Source organism: Paraburkholderia sp. J67 (assembly GCF_905220265.1).
Lineage (GTDB): Bacteria > Pseudomonadota > Gammaproteobacteria > Burkholderiales > Burkholderiaceae > Paraburkholderia.
Genome location: NZ_CAJMZK010000006.1, coordinates 209718 through 229012 on the forward strand (window position 1 = coordinate 209718; position 19295 = coordinate 229012).

Annotated in this window: 14 protein-coding genes; 7 read left to right on the top strand and 7 right to left on the bottom strand. The window is 65.5% G+C overall.

Annotated elements, in window-relative coordinates; all coding sequences use genetic code 11:
* Positions 1 to 164: 164 nt before the first annotated feature.
* Genes eutC through eat form a run of 3 tightly spaced genes read right to left on the bottom strand, consistent with a single transcriptional unit; the run spans position 165 to position 3861 of the window.
* Positions 165 to 974: an ethanolamine ammonia-lyase subunit EutC gene (eutC, locus tag U5782_RS14370; protein ID WP_322044495.1), complete on the bottom strand. Its 810-nt coding sequence runs from the start codon at positions 972 to 974 to the stop codon at positions 165 to 167.
* Positions 971 to 2386, bottom strand: a complete 1416-nt coding sequence (locus U5782_RS14375; protein WP_322044496.1) for an ethanolamine ammonia-lyase subunit EutB — start codon at positions 2384 to 2386, stop codon at positions 971 to 973. The genes eutC and U5782_RS14375 overlap by 4 nt, the downstream gene beginning before the upstream one ends.
* A gap of 47 nt (positions 2387 to 2433) precedes the next feature.
* Entirely contained in the window at positions 2434 to 3861 is a 1428-nt protein-coding gene (eat, locus tag U5782_RS14380; protein WP_322044497.1) for an ethanolamine permease, read from the bottom strand.
* Positions 3862 to 4215: 354 nt separating this feature from the next.
* Here eat and U5782_RS14385 point away from each other — a divergent pair, with 354 nt between their 5' ends.
* The 5 genes from U5782_RS14385 (at position 4216) to U5782_RS14405 (ending at position 11945) form a co-directional block, all read left to right on the top strand.
* Complete coding sequence (locus U5782_RS14385; RefSeq protein WP_322044498.1) at positions 4216 to 5574, top strand: TolC family protein; 1359 nt, start codon at positions 4216 to 4218, stop codon at positions 5572 to 5574.
* 5 nt (positions 5575 to 5579) lie between these two features.
* Positions 5580 to 6737: an efflux RND transporter periplasmic adaptor subunit gene (locus U5782_RS14390; protein ID WP_322044499.1), complete on the top strand. Its 1158-nt coding sequence runs from the start codon at positions 5580 to 5582 to the stop codon at positions 6735 to 6737.
* The gene (locus U5782_RS14395) at positions 6734 to 9823 is read left to right on the top strand and encodes an efflux RND transporter permease subunit (protein ID WP_322044500.1); all 3090 of its coding nucleotides are present in this window, start codon (positions 6734 to 6736) and stop codon (positions 9821 to 9823) included. Before U5782_RS14390 ends, U5782_RS14395 begins: the two co-directional genes overlap by 4 nt.
* 101 nt (positions 9824 to 9924) lie before the next feature.
* On the top strand, positions 9925 to 10587 hold the full coding sequence (locus tag U5782_RS14400; RefSeq protein ID WP_322044501.1) for a response regulator: 663 nt from the start codon (positions 9925 to 9927) through the stop codon (positions 10585 to 10587).
* Positions 10584 to 11945, top strand: coding sequence for an ATP-binding protein (locus U5782_RS14405; RefSeq protein ID WP_322044502.1), 1362 nt, complete (start codon positions 10584 to 10586; stop codon positions 11943 to 11945). Before U5782_RS14400 ends, U5782_RS14405 begins: the two co-directional genes overlap by 4 nt.
* A 90-nt stretch (positions 11946 to 12035) precedes the next feature.
* On the opposite strand, the gene U5782_RS14410 is transcribed toward U5782_RS14405, so the two are convergent.
* A complete protein-coding gene (locus tag U5782_RS14410) occupies positions 12036 to 14060 on the bottom strand; it encodes a TonB-dependent receptor (RefSeq protein ID WP_322044673.1) in 2025 nt (674 codons plus the stop codon).
* Between the two features lie 416 nt (positions 14061 to 14476).
* Between U5782_RS14410 and U5782_RS14415 the strand changes: the two genes are divergently transcribed.
* Together U5782_RS14415 and U5782_RS14420 are read left to right on the top strand one after the other, a co-directional pair.
* The gene (locus U5782_RS14415; protein WP_322044503.1) at positions 14477 to 14887 is read left to right on the top strand and encodes a DUF6632 domain-containing protein; all 411 of its coding nucleotides are present in this window, start codon (positions 14477 to 14479) and stop codon (positions 14885 to 14887) included.
* A gap of 117 nt (positions 14888 to 15004) precedes the next feature.
* Entirely contained in the window at positions 15005 to 15310 is a 306-nt protein-coding gene (locus U5782_RS14420; RefSeq protein ID WP_322044504.1) for a hypothetical protein, read from the top strand.
* 173 nt (positions 15311 to 15483) lie between these two features.
* Here the strand turns inward: U5782_RS14420 and U5782_RS14425 are convergent, their stop codons facing one another.
* From U5782_RS14425 to U5782_RS14435, 3 genes are all read right to left on the bottom strand, one after another.
* A complete protein-coding gene (locus U5782_RS14425) occupies positions 15484 to 15789 on the bottom strand; it encodes a hypothetical protein (RefSeq protein WP_322044505.1) in 306 nt (101 codons plus the stop codon).
* 176 nt (positions 15790 to 15965) lie between these two features.
* Positions 15966 to 16922, bottom strand: coding sequence for a spore coat U domain-containing protein (locus U5782_RS14430; protein WP_322044674.1), 957 nt, complete (start codon positions 16920 to 16922; stop codon positions 15966 to 15968).
* Positions 16923 to 16927: 5 nt separating this feature from the next.
* Complete coding sequence (locus U5782_RS14435) at positions 16928 to 19291, bottom strand: fimbria/pilus outer membrane usher protein (protein WP_322044506.1); 2364 nt, start codon at positions 19289 to 19291, stop codon at positions 16928 to 16930.
* Positions 19292 to 19295 lie beyond the last annotated feature (4 nt).

A 19295-nucleotide genomic window follows, 5' to 3' on the forward strand; every position in this document is an offset into this window, starting at 1 on the left:
TCGTGATGCGTGGCGGATAGCGCTTGTGCAGGCTTGTTCCGTGCTTGTTCCGTTATTGCGCAGTCTTGCGCTGCCCGCCCGCGCGGCCGATGTTCAATATCGGCGCATCGTTGCGCAGCGCGTTCGGCGCGCATGCCCCAAAAACGTGCATACGCGGGGCCAGTTCACGTGGCTTCGATCCGCTCCACGTCCTGGGCGTGCGGGAGCGTCGCATCGCTATCGTCCTTGAGCCCCACGCCGGTCAATTGCAGGCGCCGCGCGTGCGTGAGCAGATAGTGCAGCTTATGTGCCGCCGCCTCGTACGGCAAACCCTCGGGCCGCACGTTGGAAATGCAGTTGCGCAAGGCATCGTGGCAACCCACCTTCGGCGCCCACGTGAGATACACGCCAAGGCTATCGGGCGAACTCAACCCCGGCCGCTCGCCGATCAACATGGCGACCAGCTTCGCGCCCAGCAATTCGCCGATCTCGTCGCCAAGCGCGACGCGCGCCTGGCGCGCCACCACCACCGGCCCGATGCGCCAGCCCTGCGATTGCGCGTCGTCGTCGAGACGCTTGCGCACCGCCTGCAACAGCGGCAAGGCCTGCTTCGAAGCCGCGAACGCGGAGAGTCCGTCGCCCACCACGAACACCACGTCGGGCGCATCCTGCGCGGACGTTGCTCGCACCTGTGAGAGCGCCGCGCGGCTCTCGTCACTCAGTTGCCGCCCCAGATCGGGACGGCGCAAATAGTGCTGCCGATCAGGCGCCGCACTCGCCGCTTCAAGGGTCGAAAACCCCGCCGCTTCGAGTTGCGCGCGCAAGGCTTCGGCGTCGAGCGGCTGATGCACCGCGTCGCGCGCCTGCGCGTGCGAGAGGTTGAACGCGAGCAGCGGCGCAGTCGGCAGGCCGTTGCCCGCGCGCCCCAGCGCAATGCGCGCGTTCGTGAACGCCTTCAGCCCGGTCCACGGATTCTTTTCGATGGCATCGCTCATGCGCTCGCTCCCGTGGTCGCGTCCACGCCCATCCACTCCTGCGAGCCGGAAAGCAGCGGCACGCGCGGCGAAGCGGGCAGCAGCGCACCCTTCGCGTCGGCGATCTCCATCGTCTCCAGCCATTCCTCGAACTCGGGCGCGCGGCGCAGGCCGAGCACTTCGCGCACGTATAGCGCGTCGTGAAACGAGGTGCTCTGGTAATTGAGCATCACGTCGTCGGCGCCGGGAATGCCCATGATGAAGTTGATACCCGCCGTGCCCAGCAGCGTGAGCAGCGTGTCCATGTCGTCGGAATCGGCTTCGGCATGGTTGGTGTAGCAGATATCGCAACCCATCGGCACCCCTAACAACTTGCCGCAGAAATGATCTTCGAGGCCCGCGCGAATGATCTGCTTGCCGTCGTAGAGATATTCCGGCCCGATGAAACCCACCACCGTGTTGACGAGGAACGGATTGAAGTGCCGCGCGACCGCGTAGGCGCGCACTTCGCAGGTCTGCTGATCGACGCCGAAATGGGCATTGGCCGAGAGCGCGCTGCCCTGCCCCGTCTCGAAGTACATGAGGTTGTTGCCGACCGTGCCGCGCTTGAGCGAGAGCGCCGCTTCGTGCGCCTCGCCAAGCAGCGCGAGCGAAATGCCAAAACTGGCGTTGGCTTTTTCGGTGCCCGCGATCGACTGGAACACGAGATCGACGGGCGCGCCTTTTTCGATCGCCGCGATCGTGTTGGTGACGTGCGTGAGCACGCAAGACTGTGTGGGCACGCGGTAGCGTTCGCGAAAGCCGTCGATCATCGTGAGCAGCTTGACGATGGCCGCGAGGCTGTCGGTGGCGGGATTGATGCCGATCATCGCGTCGCCGCAGCCGTACATCAGGCCGTCGAGCATGGAGGCGGCGATGCCCTTGACGTCGTCGGTGGGATGGTTCGGCTGCAAGCGCACCGACATGCGCCCCGGCAATCCCACGGTATTGCGAAAACGCGTGATCACGGGGCGCTTGCGCGCCACCGCGATCAGGTCCTGGTTGCGCATGAGCTTCGAGACCGCGGCCACCATCTCGGGCGTGAGTCCCGGGCCCACACGTTCGAGCGCCGCGCTGTCCCCATCGGGCGAGAGCAGCCAGTTGCGCAAGTCGCCCACGGTGAGATGCGAGACCGCCGCGAAGGCCTGCGCATCGTGCGTATCGACGATCAGGCGCGTGACTTCGTCGCTCTCGTAGGGGATCAACGCTTCGTTCAGGAAGGTCTTGAGCGGCACCTGGGCGAGCGCCATTTTCGCGGCGACGCGCTCCTCCTCGCTCGCCGCCGCCACGCCCGCGAGCTGGTCGCCGCTGCGTAGCGGACTCGCCTTGGCGAGCAGGGTCTTGAGGTCCGCGAAACGGTAGGTGCGCGGACCGATCGTCTCCGTATAGGCCATCGGTTCAACTCCTGCGGGTTGCCATCGTGCTCAGATTCATTGTGCGCTCATTCCTCCAGCAGCGCGCCGGTGGTTTCCGGCGAAGTTGCCGTTCCTGCAGCCGCTTCGCGTTGCGCACGGGTCGCGAGGAAATAAGCATAGCCGAGCGCGAGGAAGCCCACGAAGATCACCGCGACGAGCGCGTTGAAATACACCATCGTGCCGAGGCAGATCAGCGCGGCCACCAGCGCGAAGGCCGGGAAGAACGGATAGAGCGGCGCACGGAACGGACGCTCCAGGCGCGGCTGCGCGCGGCGCAGCTTGAACAGCGCGGCCATGCTGACGATGTACATGACGATCGCGCCGAACACCGACATCGTGACGATATTCGCGGTGAGCGTCTGGCCGCCGAACTGGATCAGCTCGTCGCTATAGATTGCGGCGATGCCGATCACGCCGCCCGCGATGATGGCGCGATAAGGCGTCTTGAAGCGCGGGTGCACCTTGGCGAGCCAGGCGGGCAGATAGCCTTCGCGGGCCAGCGCGAAGATCTGGCGCGAGTAGCCCAGGATGATGCCGTGGAACGACGCGACCAGACCGAAGAGGCCGAGCCACACGAGCATGTGCATCCAGCCGCTATGCTCGCCGACGATGTACTTCATCGCTTGCGGCAACGGGTCGTTGATATTGGCGAGCTTGGTCCAGTCGCCCGCGCCGCCTGCAAACACCATCACGCCCACGGCCAGTGCAACGAGCGTGAGGATGCCCGCGACATACGCGATGGGGATCGAGCGCTTGGGGTTCTTCGCTTCCTCGGCGGCCATGGCCACGCCTTCGATGGCGAGGAAGAACCAGATCGCGAACGGAATGGCCGCGAACATGCCGTGGAAAGCGCCCAGCGAGAAGTGATCGTTGCCCGACCAGCCGCCCTTCAGGAAGTGATCCCACGTGAAGCCCGGCGAAACCACGCCCATGAACACCAGCAATTCGAAGATCGCCAGCACGGTGACGACCAGCTCGAACGTCGCGGCAATTTGCACGCCGACGATATTGAGCGCCATGAAGACGAGATATGCGCCCATGGCGGCGTGCTTGGGTTCGAGCCCCGGAAACTGCACGTGCAGATACGCGCCGATCGCCAGCGCAATGGCCGGCGGCGCGAACACGAATTCCACGAGCGTCGCCGCGCCCGCGAGATAGCCGCCGGCCGGGCCGAAGGCGCGGCGCGCGTAGGCGAAGGGGCCGCCCGCGTGTGGAATCGACGTGGTGAGTTCAGTGAAGCTGAAGATGAAGGTGGTGTACATCGCCGCCACGAACAGCGCCGTGACGACGAAGCCAAGCGTCCCGGCGCTCGCCCAGCCGTAGCTCCAGCCGAAGTATTCGCCTGAAATCACGAGCCCGACGGCAATGCCCCACAGCTGCCACGTGCCGAGCGTTTGCTGGAGCGCGGGCGCAGCGCCCGCGGGGCTGCTTTTGCCTTTCGACTCTGCGTGCATGGTGTTTTCTCCTCGATAAAGGTCCGCGCGGGCAGGTCTGGATGCGTTGAACGGCGCTGCAAGCCAGCCCATGCGGGGATGATGGACCCATGCTAGAGAGTCATTAATCGACGTGTTATCGAAAATCGGCAATCCTGCAACCTTTCAATTTGCATACGAATTACTATCAACTCACCACTCGGACCCTTAAGGCGCACATAAGCGTTCCCCCCGCAGAATGCCCCTCGATGCTGCTCGTCCATTCGTGCAGCGCCCGCATTCATCGAGGAACGTACGTTGTCCTGCTCGACTTCCTGCTCGACTTTCCGACCGAGATTTCGCACTACCCCACGTAGCGCGCTCGTTGTGGCCCTGATGGTTTCAGCGCTGCTGGGCGGCTGCGCCGTCTATCATGCGAAGCCTTTGCCGTCGAACGATTCGCTGCTCACCCAGGACGGCCTCTCGCGCCTGAGCATCGATGCGGCGAAGATGCCCTTGCCCGCACTGGCGGCACATCGCTTCGATCCGTCCGATGGTTTCGATATCGACGAAATCGCCATGCTCGCGGTCGCCAACAATCCCGATCTGCGCCTCACGCGCGACGATCTGGGCATTGCGCAGGCGCAGGCATTTTCGGCAGGACTGCTGCCCGATCCGCAGGTGAGTGTGTCGAGCGACTATCCGGGCGCCGTGGGTTTGTCGCGTGCGTTCAGCTACGGGCTGAGCATGGATGTGATGGCGCTCGTCACGCGCGGCGCCAACCAGCGCTCGGCCAACGCCACCGTGCGCAAGACCGACCTCGGCCTGCTCTGGCAGGAATGGCAGGTGATCGCCCAGGCGCGCCAGTTGTTTGTGAAAGCGCGCTTCCAGGACGAAGTCCTACCGTTGCTCGCGCAACAGGCCGATCTGACGCAGCAGCGCTACACGCGCGTCGCGCACGCGGCGAGCGAACACAACGTCACGGGCGACACCGCCACGGCCGCGCTCACCGCGTGGGAAGACGCGCGCAAGCAATCCGTCGATATGCAGCGTGCGCGCGAGCAAACTCGCCACGATCTGAATGCGTTGCTAGGCATCGCGCCCGCTACCGATTTGCCGCTGACCGGCCCGGCGCAGGTGGAACCCGTCGATGCGGCCACGCTCGACGCCGCCGTGGCCGCGCTGCCGCAGCGCCGCCCCGATCTGATCGCCTTGCAGGCGGGCTACGAAGCGCAGGAGCAAAAGTTTCGCGCCGCGATCCTCAACCAGTTTCCGAGCCTCTCCGTGGGCTTCACGCGCCAGCGCGACACGTCGGAGATCTACACGAGCGGTTTCGCCATCAACCTCACGCTGCCGGTGTTCAACCGCAATCGCGGCAACATCGCCATCGAGCAGGCCACGCGCCAACGTCTTGCCGACGAATACCAGGGACGCCTGAACGCAGCCCATGCCGATATCGCCCATTTGCAGGCCGATAGCGCGCTCGCCGCACACCAACTTGCCGAGGACGAAGCGGCCCTGCCCGAACTGGACCGCGCCGCAGCGCATGCGCGCGACGCCTACGCGGCGCACAACATCGTGATCGGCCAGTACGTCGATGCGCAGAGCGCCTCGCTCGCGCGACGTGTGGATGCCGCGACGGCGCGCGAAGCGCTGGCAGAGCAGCGCATCGCCCTGGAAGCCCTGCTGGGTAGCGCGATTCCCACACCTTACGCAGATACAAGTACCGATTCGCACACTACCGCGACCCGCTGATATTCATGCTCAACCGTCAACTCCCCTTGCGTACCGCAGCGTACGCCGTGTGCGCCGCTTGTGCCCTCGCCGCAGGCGGCGCGATCTTCGCCGTGCGCGCCGCGCACGCCGATGCGCCCGATAACAGCCAGAACGCCGATGCGTCGCCTTCCGTCGCCGTGCAGGTCGCCAAGGTAGTGCGCGAACCGGTTTCGCAGCAGATCGTGGCCTACGGTGTCGTGGCCGCTGCGGGCGCGAACGCCGTCACCGTGAGCCTGCCCTATGTCGCGCGCGTGACGCAGGTGCTCGTGCAGCCGGGCCAGCGCGTCGCGCGCGGCACGCCGCTATTCGTCGTGCAGGCCGATCCGGCCGCCGTGATCGCGCTCACCCAGGCACAGAGCGCGGCAACGCTCGCGCGCGGCGAACTCGCGCGCACCGAGGCGCTCTATCGCGACGGCCTCGCCACGCAATCGCAGCTTGCCGCCGCACAAAAGGCGCTCGACGACGCCAACCAGGCGCTCGCCGCACAAGGCGCCTCCGGCATCGCCGCCGGGGCGAAAACACTCACCGCGCCTGCAGCGGGTGTCGTCGCGCAGTTGAGCGCCGCGCCTGGCGATCAGGTACAGGCGGGCACCGCGCTCGCTCAACTGGTCGGCACGAATGCCGGCGATGCCAAGGCGTCCAACGTATCGCTAGGCGTCGAAGCCGCCGACGCGGCCGCCATTCGCGCGGGCGACCGCGTCATCCTGCATCCGCTCGCTGCTTCGCAGCAGACCGTGCAGGCGCAAGGCCAGATCGCGCTGGTGGGCGCGTCGGTGGATGCGCAAAGCCAGCTTGTCGATGTGGGCGCGAGCGTGCCGCTCGCGGGCACGGCGTTTCTGCCCGGCACGCGCGTGCGCGCCGAGATCGACGCGCAGACCGGCACCTGGTGGAACGTGCCGCGCGCAGCGGTGCTGCAGGACGCGCACGGTCAATATGTTTACCAGGTAGTACCAGGCAAGCCGACGAGTAAAGCCCATCGCGTGGCCGTGACCGTCAAGGTCGAAAGTGGCGACGCCTATGGCGTGGATGGCGCGCTCGACGCCGCGCGCGCGCTCGTCGTGAGCGGCAACTACGAACTCGAAGAAGGTATGGCCGTGCGCGTGAGCGCCGCCGCCAATCCGACGCAAGGCGGCGCGCAATGACTTTTGGCCAATGGATGCAGCGCCACCGGCGCTCGCTGCTGTTCGTGATCGCGCTCGCCGCCGTCGCCGGGGCGCTCACCGCCCTGCGCCTGCCGATCTCGCTCTTTCCGAACGTGTCGTTCCCGCGCGCCGTGGTCTCGCTCGATGCGGGCGACCGTCCCGCCGAGCAGATGGCCACGCTCGTCACCATGCCCGTCGAAGAAGCGCTGCGCCGCGTGCCCAATGTGCGCGATGTGGAGTCGCGCACGAGCCGGGGCGCGGCGGAAATCTCGCTGAACTTCGACTGGGGCACCGACATGGCGCAGGCCACGTTGCAGGCGCAGTCGGCCATCGCCGAAATCCTCGCGACGCTGCCGCCGGGCACCTCCATGCAGGTGCGCCGCATGGACCCCACGGTGTTCCCCGTGATCGCCTACAGTCTCACGTCCTCGCAGCGCTCGCTCGCGCAGCTCTACGATCTCGCGCAATTCCAGTTGCGCCCGCTGCTGTCGTCGGTCGAGGGCGTGGCGCGCGTGGATGTCACAGGCGGCGCGCGCGACGAACTGGAAGTGGCCGTCGATCCGGCGCGCCTCGCTGCGTACAAACTGTCGGTCGCGGACGTCTCGCGCGCGATCGGCGCGGGCAATGTGCTGATGGCCACCGGCCGTATCGAGGATCACGACAAGCTCTATCTCGTCGTGGCGAACGCCGCCGTCAACGGACTCGACGCGCTGAAGAACATCGTGGTGTCCACTTCCGGCGCGAATCAGGTGCGTCTGCGCGACCTCGCCACGGTCACGCAAGGCACCGTGCCGCAGTGGATCCGCGTGACGGCCGATGGTAAGGATGCCGTACTGATCAACGTCTACCAGCAGCCAGGCGCGAACAGCGTGGCGATGGCGCAGGCCATTCGCGCGAAACTCGCGGACTTCGGCAAGCAGATGCCGCCAGGCGTGCATCTGGCCAACTGGTACGACCAGAGCGAACTCGTGGTCGCCTCGGCCACCAGCGTGCGCGACGCGATCATGATCGGCGTGGTGCTGGCCGCGCTCACGCTCTTCGTGTTCCTGCGCAACATGAAGATTACGCTGATCGCCGTGGCGCTCGTGCCCATCGTGATGGCCGCCACCATCCTGCTGCTCGACGTGTTCGGCATGGGCTTCAACATCATGACGCTCGGCGGCATGGCCGCCGCCGTGGGTCTCGTGATCGACGACGCCATCGTCATGATCGAGCACATCGCACGGCGCATGCGCGAGGCGGGCGCGCACGCGTTTCATGGCCGCGTGATGAGCGCGGCGCTCGAATTCACGCGCCCGCTGGCAGGTTCGTCGGCGGCCACGCTCATCATCTTCGTGCCGCTCGCGTTTCTCTCGGGCGTAACGGGCGCCTTTTTCAAGGCGCTTTCCGTGACGATGGCCAGCGCCCTCTTCATCTCGTTCCTCGTCACGTGGCTCGCGATTCCGATCCTGTGCGACCGCTGGCTCACGGCGAAAGACGCCGAAGAGCACAGCGAAACGCGCTTCGCCGCGTGGCTCAACCGCAGCTATGCGACGCTCGTCGCCCGCGTGAGCGCGCGGCCCGTGTGGGCGCTCGCGCTGATCGTGCCGCTCGCGCTGGCCGCCGCGTTTGCCTTCACGCGCGTGGGCAGCGGCTTCATGCCGTCGATGGACGAAGGCGGCTTCGTGCTCGACTATCACACGCAGCCGGGCACCTCGATCACGGAAACCGACCGCCTCATGCGCCAGGTCGAAGCGATCATCCGCGCTAACCCGAACGTCGCGACCTATTCGCGGCGCACGGGCGCGGGACTCGGCGGCGACCTCAATGAGCCGAACAAGGGCGACTTCTTCGTGCGCCTGAAATCGGGCTCGCGCGAACCCATCGATACGGTAATGGAAGAAGTCCGTTCGCAGATCGAAACCCAGGTGCCGGGCGTGAGCATTGAACTCGCGCAGTTGATGGAGGATCTGATCGGCGATCTCACGGCGGTACCGCAGCCTGTGCAGATCAAGATCTATTCCGACGATACGCAGCAACTCGACGACACCGCGCAGCGCGTGGCCGCGCGCATCGGCAAGATTGCCGGCATCGTCGACGTGAACGACGGCATCAATCCGGCCGGCGACGCCATCGACCTCGCGATCCGCCCCGACGCCGCCGCGGCCGAAGGCATGGACCCGCAGGCCGTCGCGCAGCAGGTCAACGATCTGCTCGACGGCAACGTGGCCACGCAATATCAGAGCGGCCCGAAGAGCATCGGCGTGCGCGTGCGCGCGCAAGGGGCGCTGCATATGACCGACACCGCGCTCGGCCAGTTGCCGATCCGTGCGCCCGATGGTCACGTGTTCGCGCTCTCGCGCGTGGCTAACCGCGCGACGGTAAGCGGCCAGCCCGAGATCAGCCGCGACAATCTCAAGCGCATGGTCGCAGTGACGGCGCGCATCGACGGCCGCGACCTGGGTTCGACCATCGCCGACGTGCAGCACGCCCTCGCCGACCCGAGCCTGCTGCCTGGCGGCGTCTATTACGAACTGGGCGGCCTCTACCAGCAGCAACAGATTGCGTTCAAGGGTCTCATGGCCGTGTTCGGCGCGGCCGTGGCGCTGGTCTTCGGCCTGCTGCTGTTCCTTTACGAGCGCTTCCGGGTGGCGCTGGCCGTCATGGCGATGCCGCTGTGCGCCACGGGCGCGGTCTTTATCGGCCTGTGGATCACCGGAATCGAACTGAATATCTCCGCGATGATGGGCATGACGATGATCATCGGCATCGTCACGGAAGTGGCGATCTTCTATGTGTCCGAATTCCAGGGGCTCGTGCGCGACGACGGCCTGCCGCTGCACGAAGCGCTCCAGGCTGCGGGCCGCAACCGCCTGCGCCCGATCGCCATGACCACGATCGCCGCGATTCTCGCGTTGCTGCCGCTGGCCTTCGCGCTCGGTCAGGGTTCAGCGATGCAGCAACCGCTGGCGGTGGCGATCATCTCCGGGCTGATCGTGCAAATGCCGCTCGTGCTGCTGGTGCTGCCGGCCTTGCTGCGCCTGCTGTTGAGCGCCGACGCCCGCAACAAGCCGCACTCAGACCGGAGCAAGGGGCGCCAGCCATGATCACGAATGAGCGACAATCGCAATCTGAAGCACCGCACGAATCACAAAACGGCTCGCAGCAGGATGGCACCGCTGCGAGCGAAGCAACCTGGAGCAGCACAATGCGCCTCTTACTGGTGGAAGACGACGAGATGATCGCCGAGCCCGTGCTCGACGCGCTGCGCCGCGAAGGCTACGCCGTCGACTGGGCCAAGGATGGACGCGAAGCCGAACTTTCGCTCGCCAACGATGTGTACGACCTCGTGATGCTCGACCTGGGCCTGCCGAAGAAGGACGGCGTGACCGTGCTGGCCGCCTACCGCCGGCGCGGCGGCGAAGCGCCGATCCTGATCCTCACCGCGCGCGACAGCGTGTCCGACCGTGTGAGCGGCCTCGACGCGGGCGCCGACGACTACCTCGTCAAACCGTTCGATCTCGACGAACTGGCCGCGCGCGCCCGCGCGCTGCTGCGCCGCCGCACCGGCCGCAAGCAGCCCGTCTATACGCACTGCAATCTCGCGCTCGACCCCGCCGCCCACGAAGTGACGATGAACGGCGAACCGATGGCGCTGGTGCCGCGCGAATTCGCGCTGCTGCACGTGCTGATCGAGGAACCCGCGCGCGTGTTCACCAAGGCCGAGCTCGAAGAGCGCCTCTACGGCTGGGGCGAGGAAGTCGGCAGCAACACCATCGAAGTGCACGTGCACAGCCTGCGGCGCAAGATCGGCGCCGAGCAGATCGTCACGGTGCGCGGCGTGGGTTATCGCCTCAAGAGGGCTGAATGAATTCGATCAAGCGCCGCCTGCTGGGCTGGCTGATCTGCGGCTTCGCGGTCGGATCGGCGGTGGCGGGTTTCGGCATTTTTCATACCGCTCGCAACGAGGCGAGTGAGTTGTTCGACTACGAACTGCGCGCGGTCGCGCTCTCGCTGCCCTCGAATCTGCACACAGGTCACGCTGGCGAGCAACACGAACCCGACATGCAGGGTATCGCCGACGACCGCATCCTCATCGAGATCTGGGACCGCAACGGCGCGCCGATCTACCACTCGTCGCAGGACGCCCCGCTGCCGCGCAATCCCGAGGGCTTCCATACCTTCGAGCATGAGGAATCGCACTGGCGCACCTTCGGCGTTCAACAGGCGGAGCGCTTCGTGCAGGTCGCGCAACCGGTATCGGTGCGCGAGGCACTGGCGTTGCGCCTCGCGCTGCATACGCTCTGGCCGCTCGCGCTGTTCGTGCCGGTGGCCATCGTGCTCGTGCTGCTGGTGGTGGCGCGCGGGCTCGCGCCGGTCGGCGCGCTTTCGGCGCTGCTGGCCGCGCGCTCGCACAATGCGCTCGGGCCGCTCAAGCTCGACGGCTCGGTGCCGATCGAGTTGCGCCCGCTGGTGGTCGCGCTCAACGATCTGCTCGCGCGCCTGAATACGGCTTCGCAGACGCAGCGCACCTTCATCGCCGACGCGGCGCACGAACTGCGCTCGCCGCTCGCCGCGCTCAAATTGCAGTTGCAGGCCGCGCTGCGCGACGGCACCTTGAGCGGCGAGCCGCAAACCACCGAGCGCATCGAAACGCGCCTGAACCGCCTGATCCGGCTGGTGCAGCAACTGCTCACGCTCGCGCGCGAAGACGCCCAGGCCGAGTTGCCGGTGGCGGCCGTCAGCCTGCGGCGTCTTGGCGAACAGGCCATCGGCGATCTGTCGCTGCTGGCCGAGGAAAAGGACATCGATCTCGGGCTGGAACTGCGCCCGCCCGTAAGCGGCGACGACGCCTGCAACGTGGCCGCCGACGCGCACGGTCTCGCCACGCTGCTCAACAATCTGGTCGATAACGCGATCCGTTATACGCCGCGTGGCGGCAAGATCGATCTCGTGCTCACGCGTTCCAACGGACACGTGGGGTTCGAAGTCGTGGACAACGGGCCGGGCATTCCCGAAGAACATCTCGGTCGCGTGCTCGATCGTTTTTATCGCGCCAATCACGTGCCGGGAACCGGCAGCGGGCTGGGGCTCTCGATTGCGATGCGTATTGCGCAGCGGCACGGTTTGAAACTCGTGCTGCGCAATAACCCCGGTGGAAAAGGGCTGACGGCTTCCGTGAGCGGACTGCCGGCGCAAGAAGAAACGGTGGTGAAAGCGCAGGTTTGAGCGAAGGCGGCTGGGTATGCCGCCCTCGACTTTGTTATCAGGAGTCCGATTCAAATGGAACGTATCCATCCACCGAAATCGCACCTGATGCTAGAACGTCGTCCTCAACCCCACCATCACACTGCGCCCGCCCTCCGGCGCAATATCGCGCACCACCGAACTCGCATAGCGCACATCCTGATTCGTGAGATTGTCGCCACGCACATAGGCTAGCCAGTTCGTCGATCCCACGTGGAACTTGTAGGTCAAGATCAGCGCGAGCGTGGTGTAGCCGTCGGTCGGCAGATCGTCTTCGGGGACGCGATGTTGCGCCCAGGCATGCACGAGTTCCGCGCGCGCGCCGAACGGCCCATAGCCGTAGTCGCCCGCCAGCGTCGCGCGCAGCGGGGCGATGCGTGGCAGCGGTGCGCCGGTATCGACATTGCGCGCGTGCGTGTAATCGGCCGTCAACGACACATCGACGCTATGCGCGCCCTGTTCGAACACCCGCCATTTGCCGTCCACTTCCACGCCATAGAACTCCGCGCGCACGCCGCGATAGACGGCTTCGTTGAGCGCGTCGTCGGTGCCCGCGGGCACGGGTTCGTCATCGTCGTTCACGAGGCGGCCCGTGTTGTATTCGGTCAGATAGTTGCGGAAGCGGCTGTAGAACACGCCCGCGCTCGCCTTGTTCGGGCCGCGCTCGAAGCGCAGCGAGAGGTCCGTGGAGACCGCCTTTTCCTTCTGCGCGTCCGGATTGCCGATCAGATATTGCCCTGTCGCGTCGTGCGGCCCATTCGCGTAAAGCTCGTAGAAGGTGGGCGCGCGCTCCGTATAGGCCAGGTTGCCGACCACCGACCACGCCGGTGTGAGCTTGTAGAGCGCACCCGCCGAGACGCTGCCCGCGTTGAAGTCGCGCCCTTGCGCAGCGGCGAAGCGGTCGTTGCCGTTCGGCGTGGGGTCGAGCTTCACGTGCTCGTAGCGCGCGCCCAGGCTCAGCTTGAGCGCCGGCGTAACGTTCCATTCTTCCAGACCGAACAGCGCCACATTGGTGGTCTGCGTGGTCGGCACGAGCGCTTCGTCGCCGAGCGCGGAGAACGTGTTCTGACTCACCTGCACGCCAATCGCGCCTTCGAATGGGCCGATTTTCTGGTGGCGCGCTTCTAACCGCGCTTCGTAGCCGTGGTTGCGGAACGTGGTGCCCACCACGCCATTGTCGATTTCGCGGTGTTCGTAGTCGGTATAGCCGAAGTCGAATTTCAACTGGGTGAACGGCCCGCTCAGGTTGCGCACCTCGGAGGCCACGGCCACGTGATCCTGATGCATGCGCAAACGCACGTCGTCTTCGGCCACGGAACCGTAGTCGCTCTGGAAACCGTTGTACGAGATGCCCGCGTAGCCGTCGGCCCAGGTGTACGAGGTGCCGACCGCGCCGCCGTGCCAGCGGCCATCGCTGTTCGGGATGCTGCCGTAGGGCTCGCTCGCGTCCGCGCCGTCCAGCGCGCGTTGGCGGGTCGAATGCGCATAACCGGGAATGCGTTCGTTGCTGGTGTCGCGGTCGAAGGCGTCCACGTGGAAGGCGAACTGGCCGTTGCCGCCCTCCACTTGCGCCGCGCCCGCGCGCGCGTCGTTGGCGCCGCCGTAGCTTGCGTCCACTGCACCTGTCACGCCCTGGATCGGCTCGCGCGGGATGCGGTTGTCGATCGTATTGACCACGCCGCCGATCGCATTGCCGCCGTAGAGCAGCGCCGCCGGGCCGCGCACGATCTCGACACGCTCGACCGTGAGCGGGTCTTGCGGCACGGCGTGGTCGTACGAGAGCGAGGACGCATCCCAGGCCGCGACGCCGTTTTGCAGCATGCGGATACGGTCGCCATCCATGCCGCGGATGATCGGACGGCCGACCATCGGGCCATAGGTGGTCGTCGAAACGCCAGGCAGGCCGTTGAGCGTTTCGCCGATCGAGTTCGCGGCGCGCAGCGTCAGCGCATTGCCGTCGAGCGCCGTTGCGGGCGCGATGAGATCGGCGTCGCCTAGCGGGTTCGCGGTGACAAACACGGGGGCGAGCGTGGTGCCCTGCGCGCTCTGCTGCGCCGGGTCGCCATTCGCCGACTGCGCGTGGACGAGCGCGCTCATGAACGCCAGCGAGACGGGCGTGAGGCGCACCAGGGCGCAGCGCTTGCGTTGCGGACGTCGAGCGCGCCGCGTCGACGGAAATTCAGACTGGGTTGAGATCGCCACGATGGTTATTGTTTGCGTCGTTGGAATGGGTGGTCGCGGACGGGCGATTCCCCTGGCCCGTGTCCGCTGCGCATGTGCGACTTTGAGTTGCTTGCCGCAAAAGTTCGACGCGAATGTTACGTTATAACATTGCGAAATGTGAAGAAAAATTTCAGTTGGCTTGCCGTGCGCGGGTCGGCGAAATCCGCTCGATCGCCTGCCAGATCATGTTTGCAGCCGCACGCAGCGATCTTTCACCGGGCTTGCAAGCCGCCCGGCTGGCGCGCATATTGGCGGGATTCGCGCGTCCCCGCAGGGACAAGGGAGTGATCGTGGACGATCCGGCACGCCTTCGGTATTTGCGCATCGCGCTCGTCGTGATCGGGGCCATCATGACCTTTGCCGTCTATCCGCTGATGGTGGTCTGGCCCGCCGGCTGGGCGTGGCATTCGGGCCACTCGGACTATCCGCTCATGATCGTCGGCATTTACGCGACGCTCGGCGTGTTCCTGCTGCGCGCCGCCCGCGATCCGCTTGCGCATCTGAGCCTGATCGGGTTCACCGTCTGGTCCAGCGTGGTGCACGGCGCGATCATGGCCGCGCAGTCGTTCGCCACGCCCGGCCATCGCGGCCATCTGCTTGGCGACGTGCCCGCGCTGTTCGTCATCGCCGCCGTGCTGGCCTTCCTCACACCGCGCGCCGCGTCGCGAGCATCGCGCCCCTTGGAGGAACGCCCGACTTGAGGCCGCTATCGAGCGCTGAAGCGCTCAACTTTTGCGCCGCGCTGCCGACAAACGGGTAGACGCTGTTTCCGCATCGCGCGGCGCAGGCCGCCACGCAACCCTGAATCGTTTCCGGACATGCCCCGTTCTTTCCCCACTATCCGCCACTGGCTGGCGCTGGCCTCCGGGCTAGCGCTCAGCCTCTCGGTTCTCGCCACCGGCGACGCCGCCGAGCCCGCTCCGGCCGCCATGGTCGTGAGTCTCGTCGTCCAGCAAAGCTGTCTTGTGAGCACGGCCGACGACCGCGTTGCGCCTGCCGTCAGTTGTCTGCACGGCGAGCCCTATCTCGTCTCGCCGGCCGACGCGTCGCCGATGCGGATGACGTCAGCCGCGCAATTCGGCGCGCAACGCACGGCTAATGCGCTCTGGACGGTGACGTTTTGAGTCTGGCCGGTGAGACTGCGGTAAAAATGTCTCACGGCGATGGAAATTCGACGTTGCGCCATCCAGAACCACGCGCGTTGCGCGCGTGCATTCATTTATTTCGGATGACAAACTAAAAGACCGCTAGCCGTGCAGGCAGCGGTCTTTATGACAGAATGCGGATTCGAGAGGAATTATTGACCGGCCGGCGACTTCGTGGACGGTCTGGCCAGCGTATTGTTTACGCCGTAAGCATTCGTGGCGCCCGCATCCGTATTCGCGCCATTCGGCATGTTCGAGTTCATCGCCCCGCCGCTCATGCCGCTTTCCGAATTCGTGGCGCCTGGTGCGCCATAGCCGCTCGTTGCGGGTGTCGCTGGTGTTGAACTAACCGGCGACTTGACGGACGGCGTTGCCAGCGTATTGTTCTGTGCGTAAGCGACGCTCGACAGCGTCAGTGCAGCAGCGGCCGCGATGAATGCGCAAGTGGCCTTGTTCATGATGTGCTCCTCCGTGACTGGAATGGAATGTGGACCTGAACGATCCTTTCGTAATTCTCATTGGCGAACGAATCCCGCCATTTCATTCCAAGTTTAGAAAGACAGCCGTGAATAATTAAGCGCATTCTTCGCAATTATCAGTTTCGATTTTTGGCGCCAGCCCGCTCACGCTCCATTCAAAAATAAATCGTCGCGGTAATGGTGTCGCTGTAATTGCCGGGCGCTGGCGTGCTTTGTGCGGGCACCTGACCATAAACCGTGAAGACCTGCTGCGTACCCGACCCTGTGCCGGCTTGCGTGGCCGTGCTGCCCGTGCCGTCACCCCACGCGCTGCTATAGCCCGAATCCAGATACAGCTGATAGTTCACCGAACCACCGCCGCCCGAACGCTGCATGGCACGCGCGCCGACATTGCCGCTCGCCCCGCCGTTGAGCGTGATCTTGAAGGCATCGCCATTGGTGCACACGGTCGTAATGGCGCCGGTCGCCTTGAGCGCCGAACTGAGCACGCCCGCCGAACCGAACGCCACGTTGGTCGCCGTGATATTGCAGTTGTTGATGACGGTGGCGCTCACCGAAAACGGAAACGTGCCGGCCGTGCCAAGTGAAGAGCAGGTCGGCGCGATCAGCAGATAGAAGCCGTAGTTGATCGAGGTTGTCGTGCCGCCGAAGTTCTGCGTATAGATCGTGCTGGCGTTGTTGACGGTGGGCACCGTGGGCTGCGAACTGCTGACCTGCCCGTACACGGTGACGTTTGTGGTGAGCGTGGTGCCGCTCGGCTTGGTCATCGTGAGCGAAATGGGTGTCGTGCCCGAATAGACCGAACCCCACGGTTGCGTATGCCCCGAATCTCGATAGAGGTCGTAGGTCAGCGAATTCGTGCCATTGGTGAGCGCGCGCGGGCTTGTTCCGCCCAGATTCAGGCACACGAGCACATCGGGCGTGAGCGACACCGTGGGCCACGTGCAGGTCACGGCGATGTTGGTGGTGGCCGCCACCGCCACGCCCGCAATCGGGCTCACCGAAGGAAAACTGAGCGGTGTCACCACGGCCGAGCAACTCTGCGCACGCGCGCCACTCGACGCGAACAGCAGCGCGAGGCATACGCCGAGCATCAGCAGCGCGCGTTTCATCGCGCTCACGGCTGCGCCCCCTGACCTTGCTGACCCTGCAAGCGGCAAACAAGTGGCCCGATGGTTTGCAGCGTATCGTCCTTATCTGACGCCCACGCAAACGATACTTCGCAGTGCTTGTCGCCCGATTCGATTTGCAGATGGTTCTGCGCAGCCAGCCCATCGACGAACGTCAGCCCGTCGTAGCCCACGATGGTGTCGTGCCCGCTCTCCACATGATGCACGCGCGCACCGGCAGGCAGCGGCTTGCCGTCGCCGTCGTGCACGATGATCGAGGCCGCGTGATAGCGCGTCACCCCGAAATGCGCGAGCACGCCCGACTGCGATTGCGGCACGATGTCCATCGCGGTGTCGTCGATACGCGCGGCGGCGGGCAGGCGCATCGAGTCGATCGCCACCTGGTTGTGCTGGTACGCGTTGAGATCGGGAATCAGCAGATGGCCGCCGCCATCGGTCACGCCGATCACGCGGTTTTCATGCAACACCGGAATGCCCGCGACGCCATCCGTCGAGACCAGCGCGAAGCCGTCGTCGATGCGCCGCGCGGGCTGCACGGTCTGGTCCATCACCACGACCGCGCCTGTCAAATCGAGCGAGCCGATGGTCTGCCCGCCCACCTGCTGCACCGACGCCGTGGCCTCGCCGTAGCGGCCCAGATACTGCAACTGGCCCTGGCGCGAGGACGTCGAGCCCGTACCGCCAGTCTGCACGCCCCAGCCCCAGCCGCCCGCATAATCGGGCGGACGCAGCGCATTGATGTTCCAGGTGGAGGCGCCGTCCTGACGACCCACCGTTGCGTTGATCGACGCATTGCCGCCAAGGCCGATGCTCGCGGAGAGCAGCACGCCACGCGAATCGTGTTGCCGGAAGTCCTGGTAGGCGCTCAGATTCAGCGACACCAGGTTGCCGAAGTTGAACGTCCACGCAACCGAGCCGATCTGCGAAACCGGCGCCGAGGGAATCTTGTAGCCGATATAGCTGACCGAGAAAGTCTGGTTGCGCAGAAAGGGCACGGCCAGCGTCACGCGGTCGGTGATATCCGGCACCGGCGACCCATCGCGCGAGCCGAGATCGCCGAAATTGCCGTACGCGCGGATCGTCTGCGCATCGACCGAAAAGCGCTGCGACACGTATTGATAGCCAAGGCTCAATTGCGCGCCATTGAATTTGCCGCCGCTGCCGGAAAGGGAACCGTTGAGCACGCCCGCCGTGCCGAGCCCGAACAGCACGCCGCCGCCCGCGTTGACGAGACCGCCCGTCGCTTCGCCGTGCGCTTCGAACGTGAGATGGTCGTTGAGTCCATGCCGCCACGACGCGCTCACGGCGGGCCGCGTGTCGTAGTCGAACGAATCGAGCCCGTAATTGCGACGCAAAAAGCCCGCTTCGAACGAATAGCTCGACAGTCCTTGCGCCATCAAACGCGTATCCACATAAAGCGGCACTTGCGCCGAAATCGTGCGGCCCAGCGCATCGTGCGTGATGACGGTGGCCTGCCCCGCGCCCGTAATGCCGGGCACGTCGTTGATGATGAACGGGCCGCTCGGCACGTTGCCCGAATACTGGCGCACGCTGTTGATGTAGAGATCGACGGAGGTCGGCACCACCGCGCTGCCCGGCAGCGCGGGCGTCGGAAACGTCACGAGGTCGGGCCGCAAGGCGAAATTGCTGCGGTACTGCAGGCCCGCCATGCGAATCGAGCGCGTCCACGCCAGCGACGAGGAGATCGTGTCGCCGATCTGCGTCGTGCTCATATTCGTGGCGTTCGACGTGCTCCACGACGTGTCATAACGCACGTACTCGTTACGGTCGTGGTAGAGATACGCCACGCCCGTATTGCTTAGCACTCCCTTTGGATCGAAATAGCGCTCCTCGCTCCAGAGCGCGAACTCGGAAGCCGAGCCCGCCTGCGCGAAAGCGTCGTAATTGAATACCAGGCCGCGCGCCGAGGTCGCCGCCGGAATGGCCGACACCGCGCGCGTATCGAACGCGAACGGCTTACGAATGGCGTCCGGGATCTGCAATTCGAGCGTCTGACGCTGCGCATCGTAGCGATAATGCAGGCCCGGCAGCGAGTCGAGATCGACGTTCGCGCTGTTCGCGATACCGAGCTGCGCCGTCGCCACGCCCACCTGCGAAAGGTCGTCGCCGCTCGCGAAAAGATGACCGCCCAGTTGGCGGAAATGCACGATCTGGGCAGTACGCTGGCCGTTCACATCGACTTCGAGATACAGATCACGCGTATCCATCGCGCCTGCGTTGATCAACTGTCCTTGCGCATGCGCCGCGGCGCTGAGAAACGCCAGCAGCGCCGCCATCGACACCATGCGCCTCGCCCGGCCACGGCGCCCAGCGCTCCGAGTTCGTCTCATTCTT